Source organism: Thauera sp. WH-1 (assembly GCF_047806685.1).
Lineage (GTDB): Bacteria > Pseudomonadota > Gammaproteobacteria > Burkholderiales > Rhodocyclaceae > Thauera.
The window spans coordinates 51,532-77,679 of the sequence record NZ_JBLQGP010000013.1; the positions used below are offsets into that span (position 1 = coordinate 51,532).

Annotated in this window: 22 protein-coding genes and 1 tRNA gene; 7 read left to right on the forward strand and 16 right to left on the reverse strand. The window is 68.9% G+C overall.

The genetic code is table 11. The features are described 5' to 3' along the window. The 5 genes from flhF to ACMV5O_RS13615 all read right to left on the reverse strand — a co-directional run bounded on the left by flhF (window position 1) and on the right by ACMV5O_RS13615 (window position 6,232). Window positions 1-1,518 carry a flagellar biosynthesis protein FlhF gene (gene flhF, locus ACMV5O_RS13595; protein WP_416163958.1) on the reverse strand — a complete coding sequence of 506 codons (1,518 nt, stop codon included), beginning with the start codon at window positions 1,516-1,518 and terminating at the stop codon, window positions 1-3. Window positions 1,519-1,676: 158 nt separating this feature from the next. Beyond that, window positions 1,677-3,776, reverse strand: coding sequence for a flagellar biosynthesis protein FlhA (gene flhA / locus ACMV5O_RS13600; RefSeq protein WP_416163959.1), 2,100 nt, complete (start codon window positions 3,774-3,776; stop codon window positions 1,677-1,679). A gap of 10 nt (window positions 3,777-3,786) precedes the next feature. Continuing rightward, window positions 3,787-4,929, reverse strand: coding sequence for a flagellar biosynthesis protein FlhB (gene flhB / locus ACMV5O_RS13605; RefSeq protein ID WP_416163960.1), 1,143 nt, complete (start codon window positions 4,927-4,929; stop codon window positions 3,787-3,789). Between the two features lie 170 nt (window positions 4,930-5,099). Beyond that, complete coding sequence (locus ACMV5O_RS13610) at window positions 5,100-5,558, reverse strand: DUF192 domain-containing protein (RefSeq protein ID WP_416163961.1); 459 nt, start codon at window positions 5,556-5,558, stop codon at window positions 5,100-5,102. After that, window positions 5,555-6,232, reverse strand: coding sequence for an rRNA large subunit pseudouridine synthase E (locus tag ACMV5O_RS13615; RefSeq protein ID WP_416163962.1), 678 nt, complete (start codon window positions 6,230-6,232; stop codon window positions 5,555-5,557). Before ACMV5O_RS13615 ends, ACMV5O_RS13610 begins: the two co-directional genes overlap by 4 nt. A gap of 145 nt (window positions 6,233-6,377) precedes the next feature. Here ACMV5O_RS13615 and ACMV5O_RS13620 point away from each other — a divergent pair, with 145 nt between their 5' ends. Further along, window positions 6,378-7,967, forward strand: a complete 1,590-nt coding sequence (locus tag ACMV5O_RS13620; RefSeq protein WP_416163963.1) for a PAS domain-containing methyl-accepting chemotaxis protein — start codon at window positions 6,378-6,380, stop codon at window positions 7,965-7,967. 38 nt (window positions 7,968-8,005) lie between these two features. Here the strand turns inward: ACMV5O_RS13620 and ACMV5O_RS13625 are convergent. The 7 genes from ACMV5O_RS13625 to rlmD form a co-directional block, all read right to left on the reverse strand. Continuing rightward, window positions 8,006-8,095, reverse strand: a tRNA-Ser gene (locus ACMV5O_RS13625). 13 nt (window positions 8,096-8,108) lie between these two features. After that, a complete protein-coding gene (locus ACMV5O_RS13630) occupies window positions 8,109-9,434 on the reverse strand; it encodes a cytochrome P450 (RefSeq protein WP_416163964.1) in 1,326 nt (441 codons plus the stop codon). 44 nt (window positions 9,435-9,478) lie between these two features. After that, window positions 9,479-10,498, reverse strand: coding sequence for a biotin synthase BioB (bioB, locus tag ACMV5O_RS13635; protein ID WP_416163965.1), 1,020 nt, complete (start codon window positions 10,496-10,498; stop codon window positions 9,479-9,481). Continuing rightward, window positions 10,495-11,250, reverse strand: a complete 756-nt coding sequence (bioD, locus tag ACMV5O_RS13640) for a dethiobiotin synthase (protein ID WP_416163966.1) — start codon at window positions 11,248-11,250, stop codon at window positions 10,495-10,497. The genes bioB and bioD overlap by 4 nt, the downstream gene beginning before the upstream one ends. Beyond that, window positions 11,247-12,470 (reverse strand): 8-amino-7-oxononanoate synthase, encoded by a 1,224-nt coding sequence (bioF, locus tag ACMV5O_RS13645; RefSeq protein ID WP_416163967.1) that lies wholly within the window; start codon window positions 12,468-12,470, stop codon window positions 11,247-11,249. The genes bioD and bioF overlap by 4 nt, the downstream gene beginning before the upstream one ends. Continuing rightward, the gene (gene bioA / locus ACMV5O_RS13650; RefSeq protein WP_416163968.1) at window positions 12,436-13,872 is read right to left on the reverse strand and encodes an adenosylmethionine--8-amino-7-oxononanoate transaminase; all 1,437 of its coding nucleotides are present in this window, start codon (window positions 13,870-13,872) and stop codon (window positions 12,436-12,438) included. The genes bioF and bioA overlap by 35 nt, the downstream gene beginning before the upstream one ends. Window positions 13,873-14,027: 155 nt before the next feature. Then, complete coding sequence (gene rlmD, locus ACMV5O_RS13655; protein ID WP_416163969.1) at window positions 14,028-15,329, reverse strand: 23S rRNA (uracil(1939)-C(5))-methyltransferase RlmD; 1,302 nt, start codon at window positions 15,327-15,329, stop codon at window positions 14,028-14,030. 310 nt (window positions 15,330-15,639) lie between these two features. On the opposite strand from rlmD, the gene ACMV5O_RS13660 reads away from it, so the two are divergent. Beyond that, on the forward strand, window positions 15,640-16,062 hold the full coding sequence (locus ACMV5O_RS13660) for a hypothetical protein (protein WP_416163970.1): 423 nt from the start codon (window positions 15,640-15,642) through the stop codon (window positions 16,060-16,062). A gap of 74 nt (window positions 16,063-16,136) precedes the next feature. On the opposite strand, the gene bamC is transcribed toward ACMV5O_RS13660, so the two are convergent. From bamC to ACMV5O_RS13675, 3 genes are all read right to left on the reverse strand, one after another. Then, window positions 16,137-17,279, reverse strand: coding sequence for an outer membrane protein assembly factor BamC (bamC, locus tag ACMV5O_RS13665; RefSeq protein WP_416163971.1), 1,143 nt, complete (start codon window positions 17,277-17,279; stop codon window positions 16,137-16,139). A gap of 25 nt (window positions 17,280-17,304) precedes the next feature. Further along, a complete protein-coding gene (gene dapA / locus ACMV5O_RS13670) occupies window positions 17,305-18,183 on the reverse strand; it encodes a 4-hydroxy-tetrahydrodipicolinate synthase (RefSeq protein WP_416163972.1) in 879 nt (292 codons plus the stop codon). Between the two features lie 116 nt (window positions 18,184-18,299). Further along, window positions 18,300-19,226, reverse strand: a complete 927-nt coding sequence (locus tag ACMV5O_RS13675; protein WP_324537265.1) for a histone deacetylase family protein — start codon at window positions 19,224-19,226, stop codon at window positions 18,300-18,302. Window positions 19,227-19,391: 165 nt separating this feature from the next. Between ACMV5O_RS13675 and ACMV5O_RS13680 the strand changes: the two genes are divergently transcribed. The 5 genes from ACMV5O_RS13680 to ACMV5O_RS13700 all read left to right on the forward strand — a co-directional run bounded on the left by ACMV5O_RS13680 (window position 19,392) and on the right by ACMV5O_RS13700 (window position 25,209). After that, window positions 19,392-20,309 (forward strand): AAA family ATPase, encoded by a 918-nt coding sequence (locus tag ACMV5O_RS13680; protein WP_416163973.1) that lies wholly within the window; start codon window positions 19,392-19,394, stop codon window positions 20,307-20,309. Then, the gene (locus ACMV5O_RS13685) at window positions 20,309-21,310 is read left to right on the forward strand and encodes a DUF58 domain-containing protein (protein ID WP_416163974.1); all 1,002 of its coding nucleotides are present in this window, start codon (window positions 20,309-20,311) and stop codon (window positions 21,308-21,310) included. Before ACMV5O_RS13680 ends, ACMV5O_RS13685 begins: the two co-directional genes overlap by 1 nt. Then, on the forward strand, window positions 21,307-23,310 hold the full coding sequence (locus ACMV5O_RS13690) for a transglutaminase TgpA family protein (RefSeq protein WP_416163975.1): 2,004 nt from the start codon (window positions 21,307-21,309) through the stop codon (window positions 23,308-23,310). Before ACMV5O_RS13685 ends, ACMV5O_RS13690 begins: the two co-directional genes overlap by 4 nt. A 131-nt stretch (window positions 23,311-23,441) precedes the next feature. Beyond that, the gene (gene mltB, locus ACMV5O_RS13695) at window positions 23,442-24,404 is read left to right on the forward strand and encodes a lytic murein transglycosylase B (RefSeq protein ID WP_416163976.1); all 963 of its coding nucleotides are present in this window, start codon (window positions 23,442-23,444) and stop codon (window positions 24,402-24,404) included. 13 nt (window positions 24,405-24,417) lie between these two features. Further along, entirely contained in the window at window positions 24,418-25,209 is a 792-nt protein-coding gene (locus ACMV5O_RS13700) for a DUF2189 domain-containing protein (protein ID WP_416163977.1), read from the forward strand. Window positions 25,210-25,212: 3 nt separating this feature from the next. On the opposite strand, the gene rpoS is transcribed toward ACMV5O_RS13700, so the two are convergent. Continuing rightward, window positions 25,213-26,148: an RNA polymerase sigma factor RpoS gene (gene rpoS, locus ACMV5O_RS13705; RefSeq protein ID WP_324537254.1), complete on the reverse strand. Its 936-nt coding sequence runs from the start codon at window positions 26,146-26,148 to the stop codon at window positions 25,213-25,215.

Below are 26,148 nucleotides of genomic sequence, written 5' to 3' on the forward strand. Positions count from 1 at the left end.
TCAGGCTCCCGCGCCGGCCGCGGCCAGCAACATGCCGGCCTCGTCGCCGCTCAGGTGCCAGGGCGACTCGCCCGCGTGCTCGCGCAGCGCGCGATGCAGCAAGTAGGCACGATTGGGCAGGTGCAGATCCTCGGGCACGCGCTGGCCGTTGGTCAGGTAACGGATGTCGAGGGCATGGCGCACGGCGACGTCGAGCGCCGGCGCCAGAGCAGCGGCCTCGTCGACCTTGGTGAAGATGCAGCCGGCCAGATCCGGCCCCGCGTAGGCCCGAACCACATCGTCGAGCGTGTCGCCGCGCGCCGTGGCATTGAGCAGCAGCAGGCGACGCACGTCACCGGCGCCGGCGAGCATGGCCGCCTGCTCGCCGACCAGCCGGTCGCGCTGGCTCATGCCCATGGTGTCGATCAGCACCATGTGCTTGTTGCGCAGGCTGCCCAGGGTCTGGCGCAGGTCGGCGGCGTCGCGCACCGAGAACACCGGCACGCCGAGGATGCGGCCATAGATGCGCAGCTGTTCCTGGGCGCCGATGCGGTAGCCGTCGGTGGTGATCAGCGCCAGCTTGCCCGCCCCGTGGCGCACCACGCAACGCGCGGCGAGCTTGGCCGTGGTGGTGGTCTTGCCCACCCCGGTGGGCCCGACCAGCGCGTACACGCCACCGCGGTCGAGCAGGTCCTCGTCCGAGGCGCAGGCACGCATCATGCTGTCGAGGGCGCTGCCCACCGCCTCGCGCGCCTCGGTGCGGCTCGCTTCCTCGGCCACCGCCTCGGCCAGCTTGCGCGCGACCAGTGCGGAGAAACCGGCCTCGAGCAATTCGCCCAGCATCGCCGCCCGTGCCGGTGCGTGGCGGCGGGTCTCGCCCCAGGCGAAGCCGGCGAGCTGGCGCTCGATCATGCCGCGAATACCCGACAACTCGGCCATCAGGCGGGCATTGGTCTCCTGCAGCTCGCGCATGCGCGCGCTGCCGAACTCGTCGGCGGCCGCAACCGGATTCGCGCGCCCGGAGAACACCGCCGGCCCGCCCGCCGCCATGGGCTCGCGGCGCGCGCCCGACACCGCCGTGCGCAACTCGGCGTCGCGACCGCGCATCGCATAGTCGGCGGTCTCGATGCGCGGCGGGTTGAAGGGACGCACCACCGGCCCGGGCACGGCAGCAGCGGCCGGACGCGCCAGGTTGCGTGCTGCGCTCGCCGCCAGCGCCGACAGGCTGACCTGGAAATCGCTGTCGCCGGCGGTGCTCGTCGGCCCGCCGGCAAAGGCATCCGGCACCGCGGCCTGCGACACCGGCCGTGCGGCTTCAGGACGCGGCGCCGTCGGCACGGCCTGGCCGGCCGCCCGCGCGTTGACGGCTGCGCGGTTGGCGGCCTGCAGCGCCCCCACCGCCTCACCCGGTAGGGCGAGGATCTCGACCCCGCCCTCGACCGCACGGTTCGACAGCACGATCGCATCGGGACCGAGCGCCTCCTTGAGCGCACGCAGCGCTTCGCGGGCGGTGGGGGCAAAGTAGCGTTTGACGTTCATGGCGATTCTCCCGGCGGTCACGATCGACCCCTGCTTGATGAGAATTATCGCCACCGGCCGTCAATTGCCTGGAGCCGAATAACGCGCCTTTACCCCGCCTATTCGCCCCTTCTGCTGCGACCGACCGACAGCCCGCGCCGCGCCCCCTCCCCTGGTCCTCAGCCCTGCGCGCCCACCATCGCGGTGACCCGGATGGTGCGCGTCTCGGGCACTTCGGAATTGGAGATCACCTTCAAACTCGGCACCGCGCGGCGCAGGAAGCGCGACAGCAGCATGCGCAGCTGCGAGGGCACGAGCAACACCGGCGGCAGGCCGATGTCCTCCTGGCGCTGGGCGATCTGCGCAGTCTGGCGCAGCAAGGTGTCGGCCAGGCCGGGCTCGATCGCCCCGCCCTCGCCGCCCGCGCTCATCGCCTGCAGCAGGATGCGCTCCAGGCCTGGCTCGAGCGCCATCACCTGGACCTCGGCATTGCCCGGGAACAGGCTCTGGATGATCGCGCGCCCGAGCGCCTCGCGCACCTTGGTGGTGAGCTGCACCGGGTCCTGCGTGCGCGGCGCATGCTCGGCGAGCACCTCGATGATGCTGCGCATGTCGCGGATGTTGACGCCCTCTTCGAGCAGCGTCTGCAGCACCCGCTGCACCGTGCCGATCGGCAGCATCTTGGGCACGAGGTCCTCGACGAGCTTGGGCGACTCCTTGCCGACATGGTCGAGCAAGGCCTGCGTCTCCTGGCGGCCGAGGAGCTCGGCGGCATGGTTGAGGATGACGTGATTGAGATGGGTCGCCACCACCGTGCTGGCATCGACCACGGTGTAGCCGAGCGCGTGGGCCTGCTCGCGCTGGCTGGCGTCGATCCACACCGCCGGCAGGCCGAAGGCCGGATCGGTGGTCTCGCGACCGGCGAGCGGCCCCGCCACGCGTCCCGGATTGATGGCGAGGAACTGGCCCGGGTAGGCCTCGCCGCCGCCGATCTCCACCCCCTTGAGGGCGATCCGGTAGGCGTTGGGCTTGAGCTCGAGGTTGTCGCGGATGTGCACCGGCGAGGACAGGAAGCCCACCTCCTGCGCGAACTTCTTGCGCAGGCCGCGGATGCGCTTGAGCAGCTCGCCGTCCTGGCCCTTGTCGACCATCGGGATCAGGCGATAGCCGACTTCCAGCCCGAGGACATCGACCTGCGACACGTCGTTCCAGCTTGCTTCGAGCGCATCGGCGGGGGGCACGGCCGCTGGCGCCTCGGCCTCGGGCGGCAGCGCCGCCGCCTCCGCGGCGATGCGCTTGCGCCGCATCCAGGCAAGCGCCCCGAGGCTGGCGGCGATCAGCAGGAAGACCAGGTTCGGCATGCCGGGGATGAGGCCGAGCACGCCGATGATGGCTGCGGTCAGCGACATCACCGCCGGATTGGAGAAGACCTGGGAAATCACCACCCCGCCGATGTCGCCCTCGTCACCCACGCGCGACACCACCAGGCCGGCGGCCACCGAGATGATCAGCGCCGGGATCTGCGCCACCAGGCCGTCGCCGATGGTGAGCAGGGTGTAGGTGCGGCCCGCCTCTCCCACTCCCATTTCGTGCTGCATGACGCCGACGAAGAGGCCGCCGAGGATGTTGATGACGAGGATGATGATGCCGGCGATGGCGTCGCCGCGCACGAACTTCGACGCACCGTCCATGGCGCCGTAGAAGTCCGACTCCTGTCCGATCTCCCGGCGCCGACGCTTGGCTTCCTTCTCGTCGATGAGGCCGGCGTTGAGGTCGGCGTCGATCGCCATCTGCTTGCCCGGCATCGCGTCGAGGGTGAAGCGCGCGCTTACCTCGGCGATCCGGCCCGCACCCTTGGTGATGACGACGAAGTTGATGATGGTGAGGATCACGAACACCACCAGGCCGACCGCGGTATTGCCGCCGACGAGGAAGCTGCCGAAGGCCTCGATGACCTTGCCCGCGGCATCGCCGCCGGCGTGGCCTTCCAGCAGGACGATACGGGTCGACGCCACGTTGAGCGCCAGCCGCAGCAGCGTGGTGACGAGCAGGACGGTGGGGAACACCGAGAAGTCGAGCGGGCGCTTCGAGTACATCGCCACCAGCATCACCATCACCGACAGCGCGATGTTGAAGGTGAAGAACACGTCGAGCAGGAACACCGGCAGCGGCAGCACCATCATCGACAGGATCATGATGATGAGCACCGGCGCGGCGAGCTGGCGCAGGTTGGCGGGAGACAGGAGGTGGCGCAGGTTCAGGGTGTCGTTCATGGCCATGGGTCAGGCTTCATTCATCGGGCACGCCCGGATCCATGCCGGCAGGGACCGGCAAGCGGGTGGGCGCCACGGGCGGCAGGCCGCCCTGCTTCATCCAGGCATCGAGCTGGTACACGTAGGCCATGACCTCGGCCACCGCCGTGTACAGCGCGGCCGGGATCGCGGCCTCCAGCTCGCAGTGCTTGTACAGGGCACGCGCGAGCGGCGGCGCCTCGAGCAGCGGCACGCCGCTCGAGGCTGCAATCTCGCGAATCTTCAGCGCCGTCTCGCCGCGGCCCTTGGCCACCACGACCGGCGCCCCCATGCGCTCGGCATCGTATTTGAGCGCGACCGAGAAATGCGTCGGGTTGGTGACGACGACATCGGCCTTGGGCACCTCGGCCATCATCCGCTTGCGCGCCATCTCGCGCTGCAGCGCACGGATGCGGCCCTTCACCATCGGATCGCCCTCCTGTTCCTTGTTCTCGCGCTTGACCTCCTCCTTGGTCATGCGCAGCTTCTTCTGGTACTGCCAGAGCTGGAAGGGCACGTCCATCAGCGCCAGCAGGCCCAGGCTGAGCACGATCAGCAGCGCGGCGAAGGCCACCGTATTGGAGAAGTCGGCCATGCCGCTCTCGAGCGGCTCGACCATCAGGTCGAACAGGTGGTCCTTGTTCAGCCACAACACCAGCGCCGCCACCCCGCCCACCACCAGCGACTTCAGGATCGCCTTCACCATCTCGGCCAGGCCATGGACCGAGAACATGCGGCCGATGCCCTGGATCGGGTTCATGCGCCCGAAGTTCGGTCCCAGCGCCTTGGGTGCGAACACCAGGCCGCCGAGCAGCACCGGCGCGGCGACCGCGGCGATCAGCAGGGCGAAGAACAAGGGCATCAGGGTCAGCAGTGCGCCGCTCAGCATGCGGTTGAGGACGTCGAGCATGAGGGCGTCATCGAACACCGTGGCGCGGTCGAAGGCGAAGCCGTTGCGCACGATGCCGGCCATGCGCCCCGCCATCCAGTTGCCGAGCAGCCACAAGGTGGCAGCGCCGGTGACGGTGACGAGAAAGGTCGACAGTTCCCGCGACTGCGGGACCTGGCCTTCCTCGCGCGCCTGTTCCAGTCGTCGTGGCGAGGGGTCTTCTGTCTTCTCGAGGTCGCTCTCTTCGGCCACGGCCGGCTCCGTCCGCCGCCCGCTCCGCCCGGATGGGCCTGGACGCGGGACGACGTATGCCGATTATGGGCGTTCGCGTACACCACGCGGCGGCCGAAAAACGCGGGGAAAGCCGCGCTATTCGCCCTCTTCGCCCTCTTCGCCCTCTTCGCCCCGTGAGGGACGCCAGCTCAACGCGGCGCAGGCAGGCCGTCGAAGCCGCGCAGCCGGTCGCCCGGGCTGACCCCGCGCTCGGCGAACCAGCCGATGTTCATCTCCAGCGCATAGCGCGCCGGCGCGGCCGCGCAATGGTTGGTCTCGGTCTGCGGCTGCATGTCCTCGATGTTGATGATCCTGGCCTCGGCATCGAGAAAGGCAACCGACAGCGGCAGGAAGGTATTGCGCATCCACATGCAGTGCCTGGCCTCGTCCGGAAACACGAACACCATGCCGCGGTGCACCGGCATCGCGCGGCGGTTCATCAGGCCGATCTGGCGCGTCTGGAAGGTGTGCGCGACCTCGGCCTCGATGCGGTACATGCCGGCCCCCAGTTCGGCCAGCGGCATGGTGGTCTGCGCCAGCGCCGCGCCGGCGAGCGCGAAGGTGGCGGTCATGGCCCAGGTACGGGCAGTCAGGGGGCGAATCTTCATCCTCGGGCTCCCGGTCGAGACGGTTGGCGGCGCATCTTACCCATGCCAGCCCCTCCCTGGCGAAGCCCTTCCCGACCGCCCGCCGGCGCCGGGCGGCCGCCCGACGTGGGTTCGCGCCGCGCCGGTAGGTCGGCCACCGAGCCCTCGCGCCACTGGCCGGGCACCAAGCCCGCAAGCTGCCATGGCCCGATCGCCAGCCGGATCAGGCGCAAGGTCGGAAAGCCCACCTTGGCCGTCATTCGCCGCACCTGGCGGTTCTTCCCCTCGCTCAGCACGATCTCCACCCAGGTGGTGGGCACGCGCTTGCGAAAGCGCACCGGCGGATCGCGCGGCCACAGCCAGTCCGGTTCGCCGACAAGACGCGCCGCGCACGGCCGGGTCTGGAAATCACCCAGGTCCACCCCGCGCCGCAGTTGCGCCAGCGCAGTCTCATCCGGCTCGCCCTCGACCTGCACGAGGTAGGTCTTGGGCAGCTTGTGGCGCGGATCGGCAATGCGGTGCTGCACGGCGCCATCGTCGGTCAGCAGCAGCAGGCCCTCACTGTCGGTATCGAGACGGCCTGCCGCATACACGCCAGGCACGGGAACGTAGTCCTTCAGCGTCGCGCGCCCGGCCGCATCGGTGAACTGGCACAGCACACCGTAGGGTTTGTTGAGGAGGATGAGGCGGGGCATGGCATGAGGTCCGAGGCGTGCGGGAGGGCGGATTATCGCCCGATCCCCTCGTGCACAGTTCCGAAGCATGGAACAAGGGTGATTCAGGACTAAAGGATTGCGGTGCACAACCGTAATGGTCGTCTGTGTGCAAAAGGAGTTCCCCTTGAAGGTCAATCTTCCCGTAAGCCAGCGCGAGGTCTTCCTCCAGCCGGGCAAACCGATCGTCACCAAGACCGACATGAAGGGCGCGATCACCTACGTCAATCAGTCCTTCGTCGACATCAGCGGCTTCACCCGCGACGAGCTGGTGGGCAAGAACCACAACGTCGTCCGCCACCCCGACATGCCGCCCGAGGCTTTCGAGGACCTGTGGGATACCGTCAAGCGCGGCGAGCCCTGGCGTGGTCTGGTGAAGAACCGGGCGAAGAATGGCGACCACTACTGGGTCGAAGCCTTCGTCACGCCGATTCTTGTCGACGGCCGCTGCGTGGGCTACCAGTCCGTCCGCAACCCGCCGCAACGCGAGGAGGTGGCCGCGGCGGAGGCGCTCTACGCTGCGGTGCGCAACAAGAAGGCGAGCTTCCCGCGCACGCGCACTGCGAAGCCGCCGCTCGATCCGGCGCTGGTGCTGTGGCTGGCGGCCCTCGCGGTGGCCGCGCTGGCACTCGGTGGTGCGCTCGCCGGCGGGCGCACCGGCGTCGTGCTCGGCGCACTGGCAGCGATCGCTGCGACCCTCAGCGCCGTCTATCTCCATACTCAGTGGCTTAGCCGCCTGAGCCACTTGCAGCAGCGCATCCGCGACCTCGACGAAGGCCGGCTGGCACGCCGGATCGAGGCGCCGAGCGGCCCCATGCGCGCGCTGTTCGCCGAGCTCGAAGTCATGCGCATCCACATGCGCGCGATGTTTGCCGACGTGCTGATCAACGCACACGAGGTGGAGCAGCGCTCGCACGAGCTCGACGAGGCAATGCGCAACCTGATGCAGGCCACCACCGTCCAGAGCGAGAACGTGGTCCAGGTCGCGAGCGCGATGGAAGAGATGAGCGCGGCCATCCGCGACGTCGCCGCCAATACCGAGCGCAGCATGAACTCGGTCAGGCGGACCGAGGAAAGCGCCAGCGGCGCCATGAAGACGATGGAGTCCGGCATCCAGCACAGCCATCAACTGGTGGACGTGGTGTCGCGCTCGCAGGCGAACATCCTGGAGGTGAACGCCTCGGTCGAATTGATCAGCCGCGTTTCGCAAGCGATCAACGGCATCGCTCAGCAGACCAACCTGCTGGCGCTCAATGCAGCCATCGAGGCAGCCCGCGCAGGCGAGCAGGGGCGCGGCTTCGCGGTCGTGGCCGACGAGGTGCGCGAACTGGCCGAACGCACCCGGGTCAGCACCGATGACATCGGCCGCGCGGTGAGCGAGATCATCCGCCTGTCGAAGACGGCGGTCGACACGATGAACGCGACCGCCGGCGAGGTGCAGCGCGCGACCGGCGAGATCCAGGAAAGCAGCGCGGCGCTGCAGGGGATCTGGGACGCCAGCCGCGAAGCGACGACCTACTCCACCGAAGTGACGGAAATGCTGCGTCAGCAGTCGCTGGCATCGAACGAGGTGGCCTCGAGCATGGAGCGGATCTCGGCCTCCGTCGAGGAGACCACCAGCAGCGTGCAGTCGGTCGGCGAGGCGGCATCACGCCTGCACCAGACCTCGACCGAGTTGCGCGAACTGATCCGCCATCTCGAGGACACGCTGAGATGAGGCTGGGGGCGAGGATGGCGACAACCGCCGAGAGCGGCTGGCGGAGGCGGTGAGATTCGAACTCACGAGGGGCGCAAACCCCTGACGGTTTTCAAGACCGTTGCATTCAACCGCTCTGCCACGCCTCCGCAAGGCCGCGGATTATAGCGCAAGCACTGCTGCCGCGCATTGCGCCGCGGCCGCTTGACCGACCGCGGTGTCGTAACCGCAGGGGCACGGATCATGCGCCAGCGCGGCAGGCCCGGCTGGATCGACGCACAGCGGCAGACTCGCCAGCCCGCGCAAGGCCGCATTGCCGTTCCATTGCGGCGTCGCCGCCGTCAGCCGCAGCGCAGGCCAGCGCTGCATGACCTGACGTAGCACGATCTCCGCCTCCAGCATCGACAGCCCGGCGCCGATGCACACGTGGGCTCCGCTGCCGAAGGACAGGTGGCTGCCGTCGCGGCGGGTGATGTCGAACACATCGGGATCGGCGTAGCGCGCGGGGTCGCGGTTGGCCGCGCCGGTCAGGGCGATGACGAGTTCGCCCCGGCGCAAGGTGTGCCCATGCAGTTGCAGCTCGCGCGCAACACGGCGGCCGGTGTATTGCACCGGACTCTCGTAGCGCAGCAGCTCGCGCAGGGCCCCTGGCATCAGCTCCGGACTGGCGCGCAGCTGCGCCCATTGCGTCGGGTGCGACAGCAGGGTGTAGAGCCCGTTGCCGAGCAGGTTGCGCGTGGTTTCGTGGCCGGCGAACAGCAGCATCGCGCACTGCGCGAGCAGCTCGGCGTCGGTACGGATGAGCCCGGCCTGCTCTCCGAGTACCAGCCGGCTGACCAGATCCTGCCCGGGCGCGGCGCGGCGCGCCGGCAGCAAGGCCTCGAAGTAGCGCACCAGCTCGAGCAGGCTGCGCTGGGCGCGCAACAGGGCATCCGGCGAGGGCCGGGGCGCACCGATGAAGGCCGCCAGGTCCTCGGACCAGGCGATGAAGCGAGCCTCGTCCGCGCGCTCGACGCCGAGCAGCAGGGCGATGACCCGCGACGGCAGCGGGCGGGCGACCGCCTCGATGAAATCGAAGCCGTCCCGCCCAGCCAGGCCGTCGAGGACCTCGGCGGTGAGCGCCTCGATCTGCGGCGCCAGCGCCCGGATGGTGGCCGGATGGAAGCCTGCGGCCATGACGCGGCGGATGCGCGCATGGTCGGGCGCATCGAGGAACACCATCGCGCGCGCGAACAGGTGCTCGAACAGCCGCTCGCCAGCCAGGGCCCGCCTCGCCGCACGGCCCGCGCCCGCAGCGTCGATGCGCTTGACCCAGCCGCCGGTGCGCTGCGCCGAGAAACAGGGGTCGCGCAGCGCGAACTCGACATCTGCATGGCGGCTGAGCAGCCACGCGCCCTGGAAGAAGTCCTCGCTCCAATGCACCGGCCCGGCCTCGCGCAAGGCGCGATAGGCCGGATAGGGGTCTTGCAGGAAGGCCGCATCGATCATGCCCGCGGGCCAGACCGGAGCGGGCGCGCAAGCGGCCGCCTGCATCAGGCGTCCTGGCCCTGGATGCGTATGTCGAGCCGCTCGAGCAAGCTGCGGTCGCGCCCGGTCTGGGGGTTGGGCGTGGTCAGCAGGTGGTCGCCGTAGAAGATCGAGTTGGCACCGGCCATGAAGCACAGGGCCTGCAGCGCCTCGTCCATCTGCTCGCGCCCGGCGGACAGGCGCACGTAGCTGGTGGGCATGGTGATGCGGGCCACCGCGATCGTGCGCACGAACTCGAAGGGGTCGATGGGATCGACACCCGCCAGCGGCGTGCCGGGGATGGGCACCAGGTTGTTGATCGGCACCGACTCCGGGCAGGGCTCGAGCTTGGCCAGCTGGGCGATCAGGCCGGCGCGGTGGCTGCGCGTCTCGCCCATGCCGACGATGCCGCCGCTGCACACGTTGATGCCGGCCGAGCGCACATTATCGAGCGTGTCCAGGCGGTCCTGGTAGGTGCGCGTGCCGATGACCTTGCCGTAGTACTCGGGCGCGGTGTCGAGGTTGTGGTTGTAGTAGTCGAGGCCGGCCTCCTTGAGCGACTGCGCCTGGCCCTGGTCGAGCATGCCCAGGGTCATGCAGGTCTCCATGCCCAGCGCCTTGACCTCGCGCACCATGGTGGTCACACGCTCCATGTCGCGCGCCTTGGGCGAGCGCCAGGCTGCGCCCATGCAGAAGCGGCTGGCGCCCTGGGCCTTGGCCGCGCGCGCGGCGGCGATCACCTCGTCGACCGCCATCAGCTTCTCGGCCTTGACCTCGGTGTCGAAGTGGGCCGATTGGGAGCAATAGCCGCAGTCCTCGGCGCAGCCGCCGGTCTTGATCGACAGCAGCGTCGACAGCTGCACCTCGCACGGGTCGAAGTGCTCGCGATGCACCTGCTGGGCGCGGAACACGAGCTCCATGAAGGGCAGTGCGAACAAGGCCTCGACCGCCTCCACCGACCAGCGGGCGGTCGCCGGCGCGGCAGGCTGCAGGGTTGTCGCGCTGCGACGCAGCGAATCGGGCGAAATGGTGGCGACAGTGCTCATGGGGTCTCCGTTACGTGGTCTTGTGTGTCGAAAATCGTATGCAGCGCCGGCACGTTGAGATAGGGCGCGATGGCATCGGGGCTGGGCACCGGCAGGCGGGGCACCAGCCCCAGGCAGGGCGCATCGCCCAGCCCGCGGGCCAGCGCGTCGAGATTGTGGGCGACCTCCGGCATGCCGGCATCGACCGTGTTCGCGACCCAGCCGCACAGGCGCAGGCCGCGGGCGCGGATCGCCTCGGCGGTGAGCAGGGCATGGTTGATGCAGCCCAGGCGCAGGCCGACCACCAGCAGCACCGGCAGGCCAAGATCCGTGGCCAGGTCGGCGCTGTCCCAGTCGGCCCCGGCCGCACCCACCGCCTCTGCCCTGCCCAGCGGCACGCGAAAGCCCCCCACCCCCTCGACGACGATGCGATCGGCCCGCGCCGCCGCGGCCGCCACTGCGGTGAGTACGGTGGCGCGTTCGATCTGCCGTCCCTCGAGCAGGGCGGCGACATGGGGGGCGCAGGCGGCATCGAACTGGTAGGGGCAGATCTCGGCGGCGGATAGCGCCAGCGTGCTCGCCGCTCGCAGGGCGTGCACGTCCTCGTTGATGCGTTCACCATCGATCAGCTCGGTGCCGGCCGCGATCGGCTTGAGCCCGGCCGCGCGCAGGCCGCACTTGCCGAGCAGGGCGACGATGGCCGCGCTGATGCGGGTCTTGCCGATCTCGGTGTCGGTGCCGGTGACGAAGATGCCATGCAGTGGCGCGCTCATGCGGGTACTCCTTCAGCGGCAAGCTGCGCGAGGGCAGCGCACAGGCGATCGACATCGGCCAGGCTGTGTGCCGCGCTGAGCGTGATGCGCAGGCGCGCACTGCCGACCGGCACAGTGGGTGGGCGGATCGCCGGCACCCACAACCCGAGCTGCTCGAGGCGGGCCGCCAGCGCCAGCGCGGTCGCATTGTCGCCGACGATCAGGGGCTGGATGGCGGTGGTCGAGGGGGCCAGACGCCAGCCGCAGCCAGGATGGAGGGCGATGATCTGTGTCAGCCGCGTGCGCAGCGCATCGATCAGCCCGCCCAGGTGGCGGCGCCGCGCCGCGCCTTCTTCGCTCCCCAGCAGCTGCAGGCTCGCGTGCAGGACGTGGGCGAGCGCCGGCGGGGTGGCCGTGGTGTAGATGTAGCTGCGCGCGCCCTGCACCAGGGCCTCGATGACCAGCGGATGGGCGGCGACGAAGGCGCCGCTCACGCCGGCCGCCTTGCCCAGCGTGCCCATGTAGATGAGGCGCTCGCTGCGCAAGCCGAAATGCGACAGCGCGCCCCGCCCGCCCTCGCCGAGCACGCCAAAGCCATGGGCGTCGTCCACGATGAGCCAGGCGTCGTGACGCTCGGCCAGCGCCAGCAGCTCGGGCAGCGGCGCGATGTCGCCATCCATGCTGAACACCGCATCGGTGACGATGAGCTTGATGTCGGCCTCGCAGTCCGCCAGCAGGGCCTCGAGCCGATCGACCCGGCCATGCGGGTAGCGTCGCATCTTCGCCGCCGCCAGCAGGCCGCCGTCGATCAGTGAAGCGTGGTTGAGGCGGTCGGCGAAGATCGCCGCCCTGCCCTCGCCCAGCGTCGTCAGCAGGGCGACATTGGCCATATAGCCCGAGCAGAAGCTGAGCGCCGCAGCATCGGGAATGCACGGCGCCAGAAAGGCGGCAAGCGCGGCCTCGAGCGTGTCGTGCGCCTCGCTGTGGCCGCTCACCAGATGCGATGCGCCGCTGCCCACGCCCCAGCGCTGCGCGCCCTCGACCAGCGCCGCGACGAGTCCGGCATGGGACGCGAACCCGAGGTAGTCGTTGCTGCAGAAGCCGAGCAGCGCGCGCTCGCCGCCCGCAGCATCGGCAAGCCGCTGAGTCGGCGTGCAGGGCGAGCGCACGACGCGCCTGCGCCGCCACAGGGCGGCCTGCCGGCGCTCACGCAGTCGGTGGTTCAGGTGTGCGAGCAGCATGGCCAATGGGGGTACGGGCCGAGTCGGCCAGGGTCTGGTCGAGGGTGCGCAGGGTCCGCTCTGCGAGCCAGCTGGCCAGCTCGGCATCGAGGACGTAGGGCGGCATCAGATACACCGTGCGGCCAATCGGGCGGATCAGCAGCCCGTTGCCACGACCGGCGAGGTGAAAGCGCTCGGCGAAGCGCTCGCCCGCATGGGCCTCGCGCACGTCGAACGCCCAGATCATGCCGCGCTGGCGCAGGTGCTCGATGCGCGCATCGTCGGCAAGCGGGGCGAGCGCCGCGCTGAGCAGGGGCGCGAGCCCACGGTTGCGGGCGAGCACGTCGTCGGTGGCGAAGCGGTCGAGCACGGCCAGTGCGGCGCGACAGGCCAGCGCGTTACCGGTGTAGGAATGCGAATGCAGGAAGCCACGCGCCACGTCGTCGCCGAGAAAGCACGCGTAGATCGCATCGCGCGTCAGCACCAGCGACAGCGGCAGGTAGCCGCCGCTGATACCCTTGGACAGGCAGATGAAGTCGGGCCACAGCGGCGCCTCGCCCGGCCGGGCCGCCTGTTCGAAGGCGAAGAAGCTGCCGGTGCGGCCGCAGCCGACCGCGATCTCGTCGGCGATCAGATGGACCTCGTACTCGTCGCACAGGGCGCGCAGGCCGCGCAGATAGCTCGGATCGTGCATCGCCATGCCGGCGGCGCACTGCACCAGCGGCTCGACGATGAAGGCGGCGATGTGGGCATGGCGCGCCTCGAACAGCGCGCGCACTTCGGCCAGCGCCTGTGCCGCCCGCTCGGCCGCCGATTCGCCCGGCGCGGCACGCCGCGCATCCGGCGACGCCACCAGATGGGCGCGCATCAGCAGCGGATCGTAGGCGTCGCGGAACACGGCCACATCGGTGACGGCGAGCGCGCCGAGCGTCTCGCCGTGATAGCCCTGGCGCACGCAGACGAACTCGCGCTTGTTGCCACGACCGAGGTTGCGCCAGGCATGAAAGCTCATCTTGAGCGCGATCTCGACCGCCGAGGCGCCATCGCTGGCATAGAAGGCGTGGCCGAGCACGCCCCCGGTGAGTGCGCGCAGGCGCTCGGCGAGCTCGACGGCCGGTGCGTGCGTGCACCCGGCCAGCATCACGTGCGGCAGGGTGTCGAGCTGCGCGTGCAGGGCGGCATTGATGCGCGCATCCGCATGGCCAAAGAGGTTCACCCACCACGAGCTGTTGGCGTCGAAATACCGTGCGCCCGCGTAGTCGTGCAGCCAGGGACCGCTCGCACTGGCGATGGGCAACGGCGGCACGCTCTGCGCGCGCTGCATCTGCGTGCACGGGTGCCAGACGCTCGCCAGGCTGCGCTGCTGCCATGCGCGGTTGGGCGCTTCGGCGTCGCTGCGGGCGCGGCGCGGTTCACTGGCCATGTCGGGGTCCAAGGGAAACACAATATTATTTTGTATTAATAATTATAAAAACATCGCGCTGCATTTTCGCAGCGAGGGCCGCAAATGTGAACCCCTGCCGCCTGCCTGCCGTCCTGGTCTTCATGGGCGGCCACCAGGCCTGCTGCCAGGCGCTGTCAGGGCCGCTCGAAGAGCGCGATCGACTCGACGTGCGAGGTCTGCGGGAACATGTTCGCGATGCCGGCAGCGCGCAGCACATAGCCCTTCTCCCGCACCAGGACCGCCGCATCGCGGGCCAAGGTGGCCGGGTTGCAGGAGACGTACACGATGCGCGCCGGCCCTCGCTGCCTGTCGAGCGCCTTGGCCACCGCGATCGCCCCCTCGCGCGGTGGATCGATCAGCAGCTTGTCGAGCGGACCGAGCGCGGCGACGCTGTCTTCGGTCGCCTCGAAGAGATTGGCGGCGTGAAACTCGGTGAGCGCATCCAGGCCGTTGCGCCGGGCGTTGGCCAGCGCCCGCGCCACGAGCGCATCGCTGCCCTCGACGCCGACCACCCGCGCCCCGCGGCGGGCAACCGGCAGACTGAAGTTGCCCAGCCCGCAGAACAGATCGGCAATGCGCTCGCCGGGCTGGGGATCGAGCAACTGCAGCGAACGCCGGATCAGCAGGCGGTTGATGTGCACATTGACCTGGGTGAAGTCGGTCGGCCGGAAGTCCATCCGCACCCCGAACTCGGGCAAGGTGTAGTGCAGCGCAGGATCATCGGCCGGATCCAGCGGCGTTGCCGTATCCGGCCCGCCCGGCTGCTTCCACGCCTGGATCCCTTCGGCAGCGGCAAAGACGGCGATGCGTTGTTCATCGCTGCGGCTGAACGGCAGCAGATTGCGGAACACGAACACCGTCGCCTCGTCGCCGATGGCGATCTCCACCTGGGGTACGCGATCAGGGATCGAGAGCCCGGCGATGAGTTCGCGCAGGCGCGGCAGCAGCGCCGAAACCCTGGCCGGCAGCACCGGGCATTCGCGCATATCGACGATGTAGCTCGAGCGTCGCTCGTGAAAACCGATCCGCAGGCCACCCTTGCTCGGCACCAGCCGCACGCCGAATCGAGCGCGGTAACGATAGCCCCAGGCCGGACCGTGGATGGCAGGGAGGATGAGTTCGGCGCGCAGTTTGCCGATGTGCCACAGCGCATCTTCCAGAATGCGCTGCTTGGCCGCGGCCTGGGCGACCGGGTCGAGATGCTGCATCGAGCAGCCGCCACAGATGCCGTAGTGCGGGCAGCGCGGCGTCACGCGTTGCGCGCTGGCACGCACGATGTGCTCGGCCGTGGCCTGCTCATAGCTGGGCCGGCTGCGGTGGACGCGGTACTCGACCCGCTCGCCCGGCAGCCCGCCCTCGATGAAGACGGTCTTGCCGTCGACATGGGCAACGCCACGGCCTTCGTGGTCGAGGGATTCGATGGTGGCAAGGGTCATGGTGCGGCGGCAGTGACGGGGTGGGCGATTCTACCGTGTGCAGCCCCCTTCCGCGCCTCCCCCCGCCTGCGTCTGTCTGCGCCACCGATTCGGGATGGATAGACAAATTGAAACAATGCCGCAGGCCCGGAGAGTCGCTCAATCCGTTGTTTTACTGATATTTTTGATTTGCTCTTGCCATTTGTTGCATCGCACCACCGAGCCATTTATCGCGTTGCAGCATGCTAAGATTGCGAGGCTTCGCACACGTGCATCCGTGCGCGGACGCCACTACAGACCAAGAATCCCCTAGCCGAAAGGAAGACACATCATGAAGCATCCCCTTCTCGTTGCCGCCCTCGTTGCCATCGCCGTCGCTGCCTGCGGCAAGAAGGAAGAACCCGCGGTGCAAGCGCCCCCGTCGGCCCAGGAGCAGATGAAGGAAGCCGCCGAGCAGGCCGTGGAAGCGGCGAAGGAAAGCGCCGAAGCCGCTGGTGAGGCCGCCGCTGCCGCGACCGAAGCCGCGAAGGAAGAGGCCGCCGCTGCTGCCGAGGCCGCTGAAGAGGCTGCCGACGACGCCAAGGCCGGCGCCGACGCCACTGCAGAAACCGTGAAGGAAGAAGCCGCCGCGGTCGTCGAGGACGTCAAGGAAGCAGCCGAGGCCGCGAAGACCGAAGCCGCCGATGCGGTGGATGCAGCCAAGGCGGCCGCCGAAGCGGCGGTCGAGTCCGCCAAGGACGCTGCCAAGGAGTAAGCCTTGTGCGCCCTTGCGGGCGCGTCAAAGAAAAAAGCCGGCGATGCCGGCTTTTTTTCGTCGGAGCGTTGCGCTCAACGCAGTTGTTCCTGCAGCAGGCCGAGCATGCGGCGCGCGGTATCCGAGGTGTCGACCCCGCCCTCGCGACTGAGCACGCTCACCCGCGACCCGTCGCCCTGGCCCTCGACACGCAGTCGATACTCGCTCCCACCCTCCGCCGGTTTGTCGCTGCCGCGCCAGAAGGCAAGGCGCGACAGGAAACCCCTGTTCGGACTGCTGTTGTCCGCGTCGGGGTCGACATAGCGCACGAAGTAAAGACCCTGCGCCCGATCGCGGTCTTCCACCGTGAAGCCGATGCGGTCGAGCGCCAACCCAACCCGACGCCAGGCGCGATCGAAGGGCTCATCCATTGCCAGCACCACCTGCCCGTCCGGGGCGGAGGCGATCTGAGCGCGCTGAGGCGCCTGCGGGGTGGCAATTGCCGCCTCGGCACGCGCTTCCTCGGCCCCCAGGTGCACCATCAGCCGACGCAGCATCTCGGCCTCGAGCTCAGGGTCTGCCGGGCGCGGCTGCCAGATGGTGGAATCCTTGGCCTCGGTCGGGTAGATCTCCATCATGCCGCGGTGGCTGACGTAGACCTCGACCGTACCGGGGTCCTTGCCCTGCTCGAGGCGGGTGCGGAACTTGTCGCGCTCGGGGGTGGAGAACAGGCCGTCGAACACGCGGCCGATGGTCGAGCGCACGAAGTCTTGTGGAATCTTGGCCCGATCCTCGGCCCAGTCGGTCTCCATGACGCCGATCTCGGGGTTGTCGATGTTGAGGATGAAGCCCGTCTCGAGCCAGAAATCCTTGATCTGCGGCCACAGGTCTGCCGGCGTGCCCGCGACCACCAGCCAGCGCTGCGTGCCGGCACGCTCGATGCGCATGGTGTCGGAGGCGGCCAGCACGTCGGCCGAGCCGCTGCTCACTGCGGGCTGGCCACTGCGGTCGGCGGCGTAGGCCGAGTAGGTGGCGACACCGCGCGGCGCCACATCGGGCACGGCGAAGCGGTCGTCGCGGCGCGGCACGGTGAGGTCGGGCGGGATCTCGAGCGGACGCTCGATCTGACGGGCGCTCTTGTAATCGATGCGCTTGGACTCGAGCAGCGATCCGGAGCAACCACCGAGCGCTAAGGACAGCGCGATCAGGGAAAAGGAGGTGCGCGTGGAGCGATTCATGTAATTCCCGGACAAAAGATTCGGTTCAGGCCTGAATGCCGGCCTTGCGCATGGCCTTTAGCACGCGCTCGTGATGGACTTCCGCCAGCACCGTGAGCGGCAGGCGGATACCGTCGCCGATCAGGCCCATGCGCGCCACCGCCCACTTCACCGGGATCGGATTGGCCTCGCAGAACAGGTCACGATGCAGACCGGTCAGGCTTGCATTGGTTTCGCGCAGGGCCTTCATGTCGCCTGCAGCCGCGGCGGCGCACAACGCACGCATCGCGCGCGGGGCCACGTTGGCGGTGACCGAGATCACGCCGTGGCCGCCGAGCATCAGGAAGGCGGCCGAGCTCATGTCGTCGCCGCTGTAGAGCGCGAAGTCGGCCGGCGCACGCTCGATCATGTCGCAGGCGCGATCGAGGTTGCCGGTCGCGTCCTTGAGACCAACGATGTTCGGGATCTCGGCCAGGCGCAGCGTGGTGTCGTTGCTCAAGTCCGCCACCGTACGGCCTGGCACGTTGTACAGGATCAGTGGCAGCTCGACCGACTCGGCGATGGTGCGGAAGTGGCGGTACAAGCCCTCCTGCGAGGGCCGGTTGTAATACGGCACGACCGACAGATGGGCCGCGGCGCCCGCCTGGCTGGCAAAGCGGGCAAGCTCGACCGCCTCCGCCGTCGAGTTTGCGCCCGTACCAGCAATCACCGGCACCCGACCGGCCACGTGCTCGACGCTGGCGCGAATCAGTTCGCAGTGTTCGTCGACGTCGACGGTGGGCGACTCACCTGTGGTGCCGACGACGACGATGCCATCGGTACCTTCAGCAATGTGCCAGTCGATGAGACTGCGCAGGCGGGGAAAATCCAGGCTCCCGTCGTCCTGCATGGGAGTGACGATGGCGACAAGCGATCCGGTAATCATGGGGTCGGGGCTTTCGATAAAAGATGCGATTCTAACCGATCGCCGAGGCAGGGCCAGCGCAAGGCATGCGTTGCCGCCCCTCGCGCCGCCACAATAGGTGTCGGCAGGTTACAGCCTCACAGGTCGGCGAGCGACTTGATGTGCGCCACCACCGAACGCGCCAGGGACGACAGCGAATAGCCGCCTTCCAGGATGGACACGATGCGCTTGTGGCCGCAATCCTCGGCCACGCCCTTGATCTGCTCGGTGGCCCAGACGTAATCGGCCTCGACCAGACCGAGCGAGCCCATGTCGTCTTCGTAGTGGGCGTCGAAGCCGGCCGAGATGAAGATCATCTGCGGATTGTGGCTGCGCAGGGCCGGAATGACGATGTCGCCGAACACCTGGCGAAAGGCGTCGCCGCGCGTGCCGGCCGGCAGCGGCACGTTGCACATGTGCGGCGGCGGGTTGTCCGTGCCGCAGTAGGGGTAGAAGGGGTGCTGGAAGATCCCCGCCATCATCACCCGCGGGTCGTTGCGGAAGATGTCCTCGGTACCGTTGCCGTGGTGAACGTCGAAGTCCACGATCGCCACTCGCTCCAGGCCGTGGGCATCGAGCGCATGGCGCGCCGCGATGGCGACGTTGTTCATGAAGCAAAAGCCCATCGCCTTCGAGCGCTCCGCATGGTGCCCGGGGGGACGCACCGCGCAGAAGGCATTCTCGATCTCGCCCTGCATGACGAGGTCGGTGGCAAACACCCCCGCCCCGGCCGAACGCAGCGCCGCCTTCATCGTGCCCGGGCTCATCGCGGTGTCGGGGTCAAGGTGGCGGATGCCGTGTTCGGGCACGTTGTCGATGAGACTGTCGAGATACTCCGGCGGATGGACACGGGTGATGTGCTCGCGCTCGGCAACCGGTGCGTCGTAGAAGGAGATGTACATGTCCAGGCCCGCCGCGATCAGCCGATCGTTGATCGCCGACAGGCGCTCGGAGCATTCAGGATGCATCGAGCCCATATCGTGCAGCCAGCAGTCACGGTGCGTTATGAATGCCGTAGTGGTCATACTCCTCCCTCGTCTCGAGAACAGTCTCGTGGGCGGCCGCCTGCGCCAGATCCGGCAGTCGCACGCACCCTTATCCACCGGCCATCGTGACGCACATCTTCCGGGCCAGCGCGCTTTGTCGTCTATTATCACCGCTTCCCCGCCAATTTCACAGTGCGCCCCGCAATGCCCCTGCACCATGCAAATCGCCTGCTCGAAACCTCAGGCCGGATCATCCTCGGCAAGGAACGCGAGCTGCGCCTGGCCCTCGCCTGCCTCGTCGCCCGTGGCCATCTGCTAATCGAGGACGTGCCCGGCGTGGGCAAGACCACGCTGGCGCACGTGCTGGCCAGACTGATGGGCCTGCAGTTCCAGCGCATCCAGTTCACCAGCGACCTGCTGCCGGCCGACATCCTCGGGGTCTCCGTGTTCGATCGCGACACGAGCGCCTTCCGCTTCCACCCCGGGCCCGTGTTCGCGCAGCTGATCCTCGCCGACGAGATCAACCGCGCCACGCCGAAGACCCAGAGCGCGCTGCTCGAGGCGATGGAGGAAAGACAGGTCACCGCCGACGGCGACACCTTCGCCCTGCCCGAGCCCTTCTTCGTCATTGCCACGCAGAACCCGGCGCACCAGATCGGCACCTTCCCGCTCCCGGAGAGCCAGCTCGACCGTTTCCTGCTGCGCATCCGGCTGGGCTATCCCGATCGCGACGCCGAGCGTGCGCTGCTGATGGGCGAGGACCGCCGCGAACTGCTCGAGCGCCAGTCCGTCGTCATCAACCCCGCGGCACTGATCGAACTGCAGCAGGCCGCCGCGCACGTGCATGTGGGCGACGCCCTGGTCGACTACGTCCAGGCCCTGCTCGGCGCCACGCGCAACAGCCCCGAGTTCGCCGGCGGACTCAGTCCGCGTGCCGGGCTTGGCCTGCTCGCCGCGGCCCGCGCGTGGGCCCTGATCGACGGCCGTGATCACGTCCTGCCCGACGACGTGCAGACCCTGTTCCCGCACGTCGCCGCGCATCGCCTGCATCTGGCCGGCGATGGCCGCCCGGCGCCGCCGGCCAGCATCACGCGCCTGCTGCAGGGCGTCGCCGTGCGCTGATGGCGGTGACGGCAACAGGGCTGCTGTCGACGCTGCGTGCTGCGGCCGATCGCTGGCTGTTTCGCATCGGCCCCGCCGAAGCAGCGCCGATCCGACTCGTGCAGCGCCGCATCTACGTGCTCCCCACGGCGGCCGGGCTCGCCTTCGCCGGCGCCCTGCTGGCCATGCTGCTGGCCTCGATCAACTACAACCTGAGCCTGGGCTACGGCCTCGTCTTCCTGCTCGGCGGCGCCGCGGTGGCGAGCATCGTGCACGCCTTTCGCAACCTGCTCGGACTCTCCATCCGTCCCGCCCGTTGCATGCCGGTGTTCTGTGGCGACACCGCCGGCTTCGTACTGCAGATCGACAATCCGCGCCCGGGGCGACGCCCGGCGCTGCGCCTGCGTGCCCACGGTGAGCAGACCGACTTCGACATCGGGCCGGCGCAGGCGGCCAGCGTGACCCTGCCCTGCCCGACCCACCACCGTGGCGAGCTGCCGCTGGGGCGCACCGTCCTCGAGACGACCTGGCCCCTGGGCCTGATCCGGGGCTGGAGCGTGTTCGTGCCCGAGCTGAACTGCCTGGTGTATCCGGCACCCGAGCCAGCCCCCCCTGCGCTGCCCGAAAACGGTGAGGGCAATGAGGGTCGGCACGGCCGCATGCGCGACGGCGATGACGATTTCGCCGGATTGCGCGCCCATCGCAGCGCCGACTCGCCACGCCATGTCGCGTGGAAGGTGCTGGCCCGCGGCGGCCCGATGCTCACCAAACAGTATGCCAACTGGACCGGCCAGGACCTGCAGCTGGATTGGACAACGCTGCCTGCACACCTCGACGACGAACAGCGCCTATCGCGCCTTGCCGCCTGGGTACTGCAGGCCGAACAGGGTGGACGGCGCTACGCGCTGGCGCTGCCAGGCAGTGCGATTGAGCTCGGACAGGGGCCGGTGCATCTGCAGCGCTGCCTGAGCGCACTGGCGCGCTTCGGATCGCCCACTGCGCCACGGGGACGCCAGCCGTGATCGCCCACCTCTCGCGCATGCGTCCTCGCCTGCCTAGGGCCTCGCCGCGCCCTGCGCAGGCGAGCGCGGCGCTCGACCGCCGCCAGGGCGCATGGTTGCTCGCGGCCGCGGCGCTCACGCTCGCCCCCCATGGGCTCTGGCTGCCGGCGTGGATTGCGGTGCTGAGTGCGGCCCTGCTGGGCTGGCGGGCACTGCTGCTGTGGCGCGGCCGCAGGCCGCCGCCCCATCTCGTGCTGCTCGTGCTCGCACTCGCGGCGGGTGTGGGCGTGCGCCTGGAGTTCGGCCACTTCTTCGGCAAGGACCCGGGCGTCGCCCTGCTCGCCCTGCTGCTTGGGCTCAAGCTGCTCGAAACCCGCGCAGCGCGCGACATCCGCGCCGGGGTGCTGCTATGTCTTTTCCTGCAACTGGCCGTCTTCCTAGAGGACCAGTCCCTGCCGATCGCCGCACTGGCGCTAGGCGGCACCCTGCTCGCGCTCGCCGCCCTGGTCGCCCTCGCCGACCCGCGCGGCGGTCAGCGCGAGCCGCTGCGCACCGCCGCCCTGGTCCTGGCGCAGGGCCTGCCCTTCATGCTCCTGCTGTTCCTGCTCTTTCCCCGCATCCAGGGTCCGCTGTGGGGGCTGCCGGCAGACGCCTACAGCGCGCGCACTGGGCTGTCGGACACGATGGCCCCGGGGTCGATCAGCGCGCTCGGCAACTCGAGTGCGATCGTGCTGCGCGCCGCCTTCAGCGGTCCGCCACCACCGCCCGCCCAGCGCTACTGGCGCGGCCCGGTGCTGACCCAGTTCGACGGTCGCACCTGGCGCGCCCTGCCCTTTGCCGAGGCTGCCGCGCCCTTCTACACGCCAGCCGGACCCGCGCTCGATTACCAGCTCACGCTCGAGCCGCACAATCGGCGCTGGCTGTTGGCCCTCGACTACCCGGCTGCGTCCGCGCCGGCGGTCCGCTATGCGAGCGACTTCCACGCCCTCGCCGCCCAACCGGTGCGCAGTCGCAGCCGCTACGCGCTCACGGCCCATCCGGAAGCCACCGTCGGCGAGCGCGAATCAAGCGCCGTGCTGGCAGCCTCGCTGCGGCTGCCGGCCGACAGCAATCCGCGCACGCGCGCCCTCGCCGAACAACTGGCGGCGAACACCGATTCGCACGCCGAGATCCTGCGCCGCGTCATCGCCCATCTGCGCGACGCACGCCTGAGCTACACGCTGCGTCCGCCCCTGCTGGGTCGCCACACCGCCGACGAGTTCCTGTTCGACACCCGGCAGGGCTTTTGCGAGCACTTCGCATCGGCCTTTGCCGTGTTGATGCGGGCGGCCGGCGTCCCGACGCGGATCGTGACCGGCTACCAGGGTGGCGAGATCAACCCGATCGACGCCCACATCGTGGTGCGCCAGTCGGACGCCCACGCCTGGACGGAGGTGTGGCTGGAGGAGAAAGGCTGGGTCCGTGTCGACCCCACTGCCCTCGCCGCACCACAGCGCATCGACGACGGGCTGGCGGCAGCGCTGTCGGAGTTCGAAGGCCTGCCGCTGATGCTGCGTGCCGACATGGCCTGGCTGCGCGATCTGCGCCATCAGTGGGAGGCGCTCTCAAATGCCTGGAATCAACGCGTTCTTGGCTACAATCCAGAACGCCAGCGCGAACTTCTCGCCCGCCTCGGCCTCAAGCGGGTGGACGCGGCCACGATGGCCGGTGTGCTGTCGATCGCGAGTGCGCTGCTGTTTGGCGGGCTCTATCTGTGGGCAAGCCGCCAACGCGTGCGACGCGACCCGCTACAGCGGCAGTGGGATCGCTTCAGCGCGCGCATGGCCAGACTCGGCCTTGCCCGCGAGCCCTGGGAGGGGCCGCTGGCCTATGGCGAACGAGTCGCCGCGGCGCTCCCCGAGCAGGCGGCGGAACTCCGCGCCATCAGCGCCAGCTACGCGCGGCTGCGTTATGGCCCTGTCTTCAGCGCAACCGAGCTGCAGGCCCTGCGCAAACGTATCGACGCCCTCAAACTCTCATGAACCGGAGCGACATGGCCCACCCTGCCTTTTCCCCAAGCCCCGCCGCACCCACTTTAAGCAAGGCCGCCGCAACCGCATGCCGAAGGGCGCGCCGCATCCTTGCCACCGTGCTCGCCTGCGCGCTCCCCGGCATGAGCCTCGCCTCCTACGCCGAGCGCGAGGATGCGCAGGCCTTCGTCGCCGAGGTCGCCGCCCGCCATGGCTTCGATCCCGCCGAGCTCGACCGCGCGCTGGCGCGCGCGCGCCACGACGCCACCGTCATACGCCTCATCACGCCCCCCGCCAGGCGCGGCGTACGCTCGTGGCAGGACTATCGCGCGCGTTTCCTAGACCGCAGCCGGATCAACGGCGGCATCGCATTCTGGCAGGAGCACGAGGCTGAACTCGCGCGCGCCGAGCGCCAGTTCGGCGTGCCTGCCGAGGTGATCGTGGCCATCATCGGCGTCGAGACCGTGTACGGCCGCCATACCGGCAATTTCGAGACCTTGTCAGCGCTCGCCACGCTCGCCTTCGATTACCCACCGCGTGCCGAGCTGTTCCGCCGCGAACTCGAATCCTTGTTCCTGCTCGCCCGCGAGCAGGGCCGCGCGCCGGACAGCTACAGCGGCTCGTTTGCCGGCGCGCTCGGCTATCCGCAGTTCCTGCCCAGCAGCGTGCGCGCCTACGCGGTCGATTTCGACGGCAATGGCCGCATCGACTTCGATACCGATGCGATCGACGCCATCGGCAGCGTGGCCAACTATCTGCACGTGCATGGCTGGCAGCCCGGCGCGCCGGTCGCCGAACGCGCCCGACTGGGCCCCGGAGCCGACGCTGCCGCCCTGGTCGACGCGGGCATCGAGCCGGTGCTCGAGCCCGAGGCACTCACCGCCGCCGGGGTCAGCACGCTCGACGGCCGCAGCGCGGCCGCCACCGCCACCCTGGTCGACCTCGAGACGCCGGGCGCCGACACCGAGTACTGGCTCGGCTACCGTAATTTCTACGTCATCACGCGCTACAATCGCAGCAGTTTTTACGCGATGTCGGTCTTCGAGCTTGCCGAGGCCCTGCGCCTTCGCCGGCTGGTGGATCAGATGCGCGCCGAGCGACGCTGAGGAGCCACGACGCATGAACACCACGCCGGACACGCCAGCCCAGAACGCCGCCACCCTGCGGCCCGCCCCGCTTGCGCTGTCAGACGTGGTGGCGTCGGTGGCCGTCGGTGTCCGCCAGTTTCGTGCGATTCCGGTACTCAGCATGGCCTTCGCCGCGCTGTTCGTGGCGATCGGGCTGCTGCTCTTCGCCGCCCTCAATCACGCCGCGGTTGCGCCGATGAGCCTGTCGCTCGCCGGTGGCTTCCTGCTCGTCGGCCCCATCTTGCTGGCCGGTTTCTTCTCGGTCGCCGATAAGCTGCGCCACGGTCGCCGACCGCATTTCGGCGACATCCTCGATGGTTTTCGGCGCATGCCGCGCGGCGGCTGGGTCGTGTCCTTCGTGTGCGGGTTGCTGTTCCTGATCTGGATCACCGATGCCGGCATCCTGTACGGCTTCATGGTCGGGCGCGAACCGATCGGCTTCGCCCGGCTGCTGCGCATCGAGCGCATCGTGGTGGACTTCGCCGCCTACAGCGCGATCATGGGTGCCGTGCTCGCCTTCATCCTGTTTGCGGTCTGCGCCTTCTCGATCCCGCTCATCTTCGACCGCCGCGCCCAACTGGTATCGGGTGTGGTGGCGAGCGTGCGCGCGGTATTCGGCCGCTTCGGCGTGATGATGTGCTGGGCCTTGCTGCTCTCTGCCGTCATCATGGCGAGCGCGCTGCTGCTGCCGCTCCTGCTGTTCACGCTGCCCGTGATGGCTTATGCAAGCCGGGAGCTGTACTTCAGGACCTTCCCGGTGGCCGGCGCCGACCGCGCGAGCTGAGCGTCACAATAGGGCGTCACGCGAGATGCCGTGGCGCTTGAGAATGCGCCGCAACTGCCCGAGCGCCTCGAGCTGGATCTGGCGCACGCGTTCGCGCGTCAGTTCAAGCCGCCCGGCCAGTTCCTCCAGCGTCAGCAGCTCACACTCGTCGATGCCATAGCGGTGACGGATGACCATGCGCTGCTTGTCGCCGAGCATCTTGATCCATTCGCGCACGAGATCCTCGATCTCGGTGCAGTGAATCTGCACCTCCGGCGTCAGCTGGTGCTCATCGGCGAGGGACTCGCCAATGGAGAGCGTCGGATCGATGTCGAGCGGCGCGTCGAGCGACGCCGTGTGCTCGCTCAGGGCCAGCGTGCTGCGCACGTCCTCGATCGACTTGCCGAGTCGGCTGGCGATGTCCTCGAGCGAGGACTCGCCATTCGAGCTGGCCTCGATGCTGCGCTGCGCGCGCAGGACCTGGTTGAGCTCCTTGACCACATGCACAGGCAGACGGATGGTGCGCGACTGGTTCATGATCGCGCGCTCGATGTTCTGCCTGATCCACCAGGTCGCGTAGGTGGAGAAGCGGAAGCCGCGCTCGGGATCGAACTTCTCGAGCGCGTGCATCAAGCCGAGGTTGCCTTCCTCGACGAGGTCCAGCAGCGGGATGCCACGATTGAGGTAGTGCTTAGCAATATTGACGACGAGCCGCAGATTGCGCTCGATCATCATCTGCCGTGCGCCGAAGTCGCCTTCGCGCACGAGTCGCGACAAACGCAACTCCTCCTCGGCCGACAGCAAGGGATTGGCACCGATCTCGTTCAGGTAAAGCTGCGTGACATCGCTGAAGAAATCGCTCTCGACGACCGGGGTCTGGTTGCTGGCGAATACTTCCACCTCGGGCGGAAGATCCGGTTCATGACTTTCGAGGTCGTCAAGACTTGCCGGTTCTTCCAT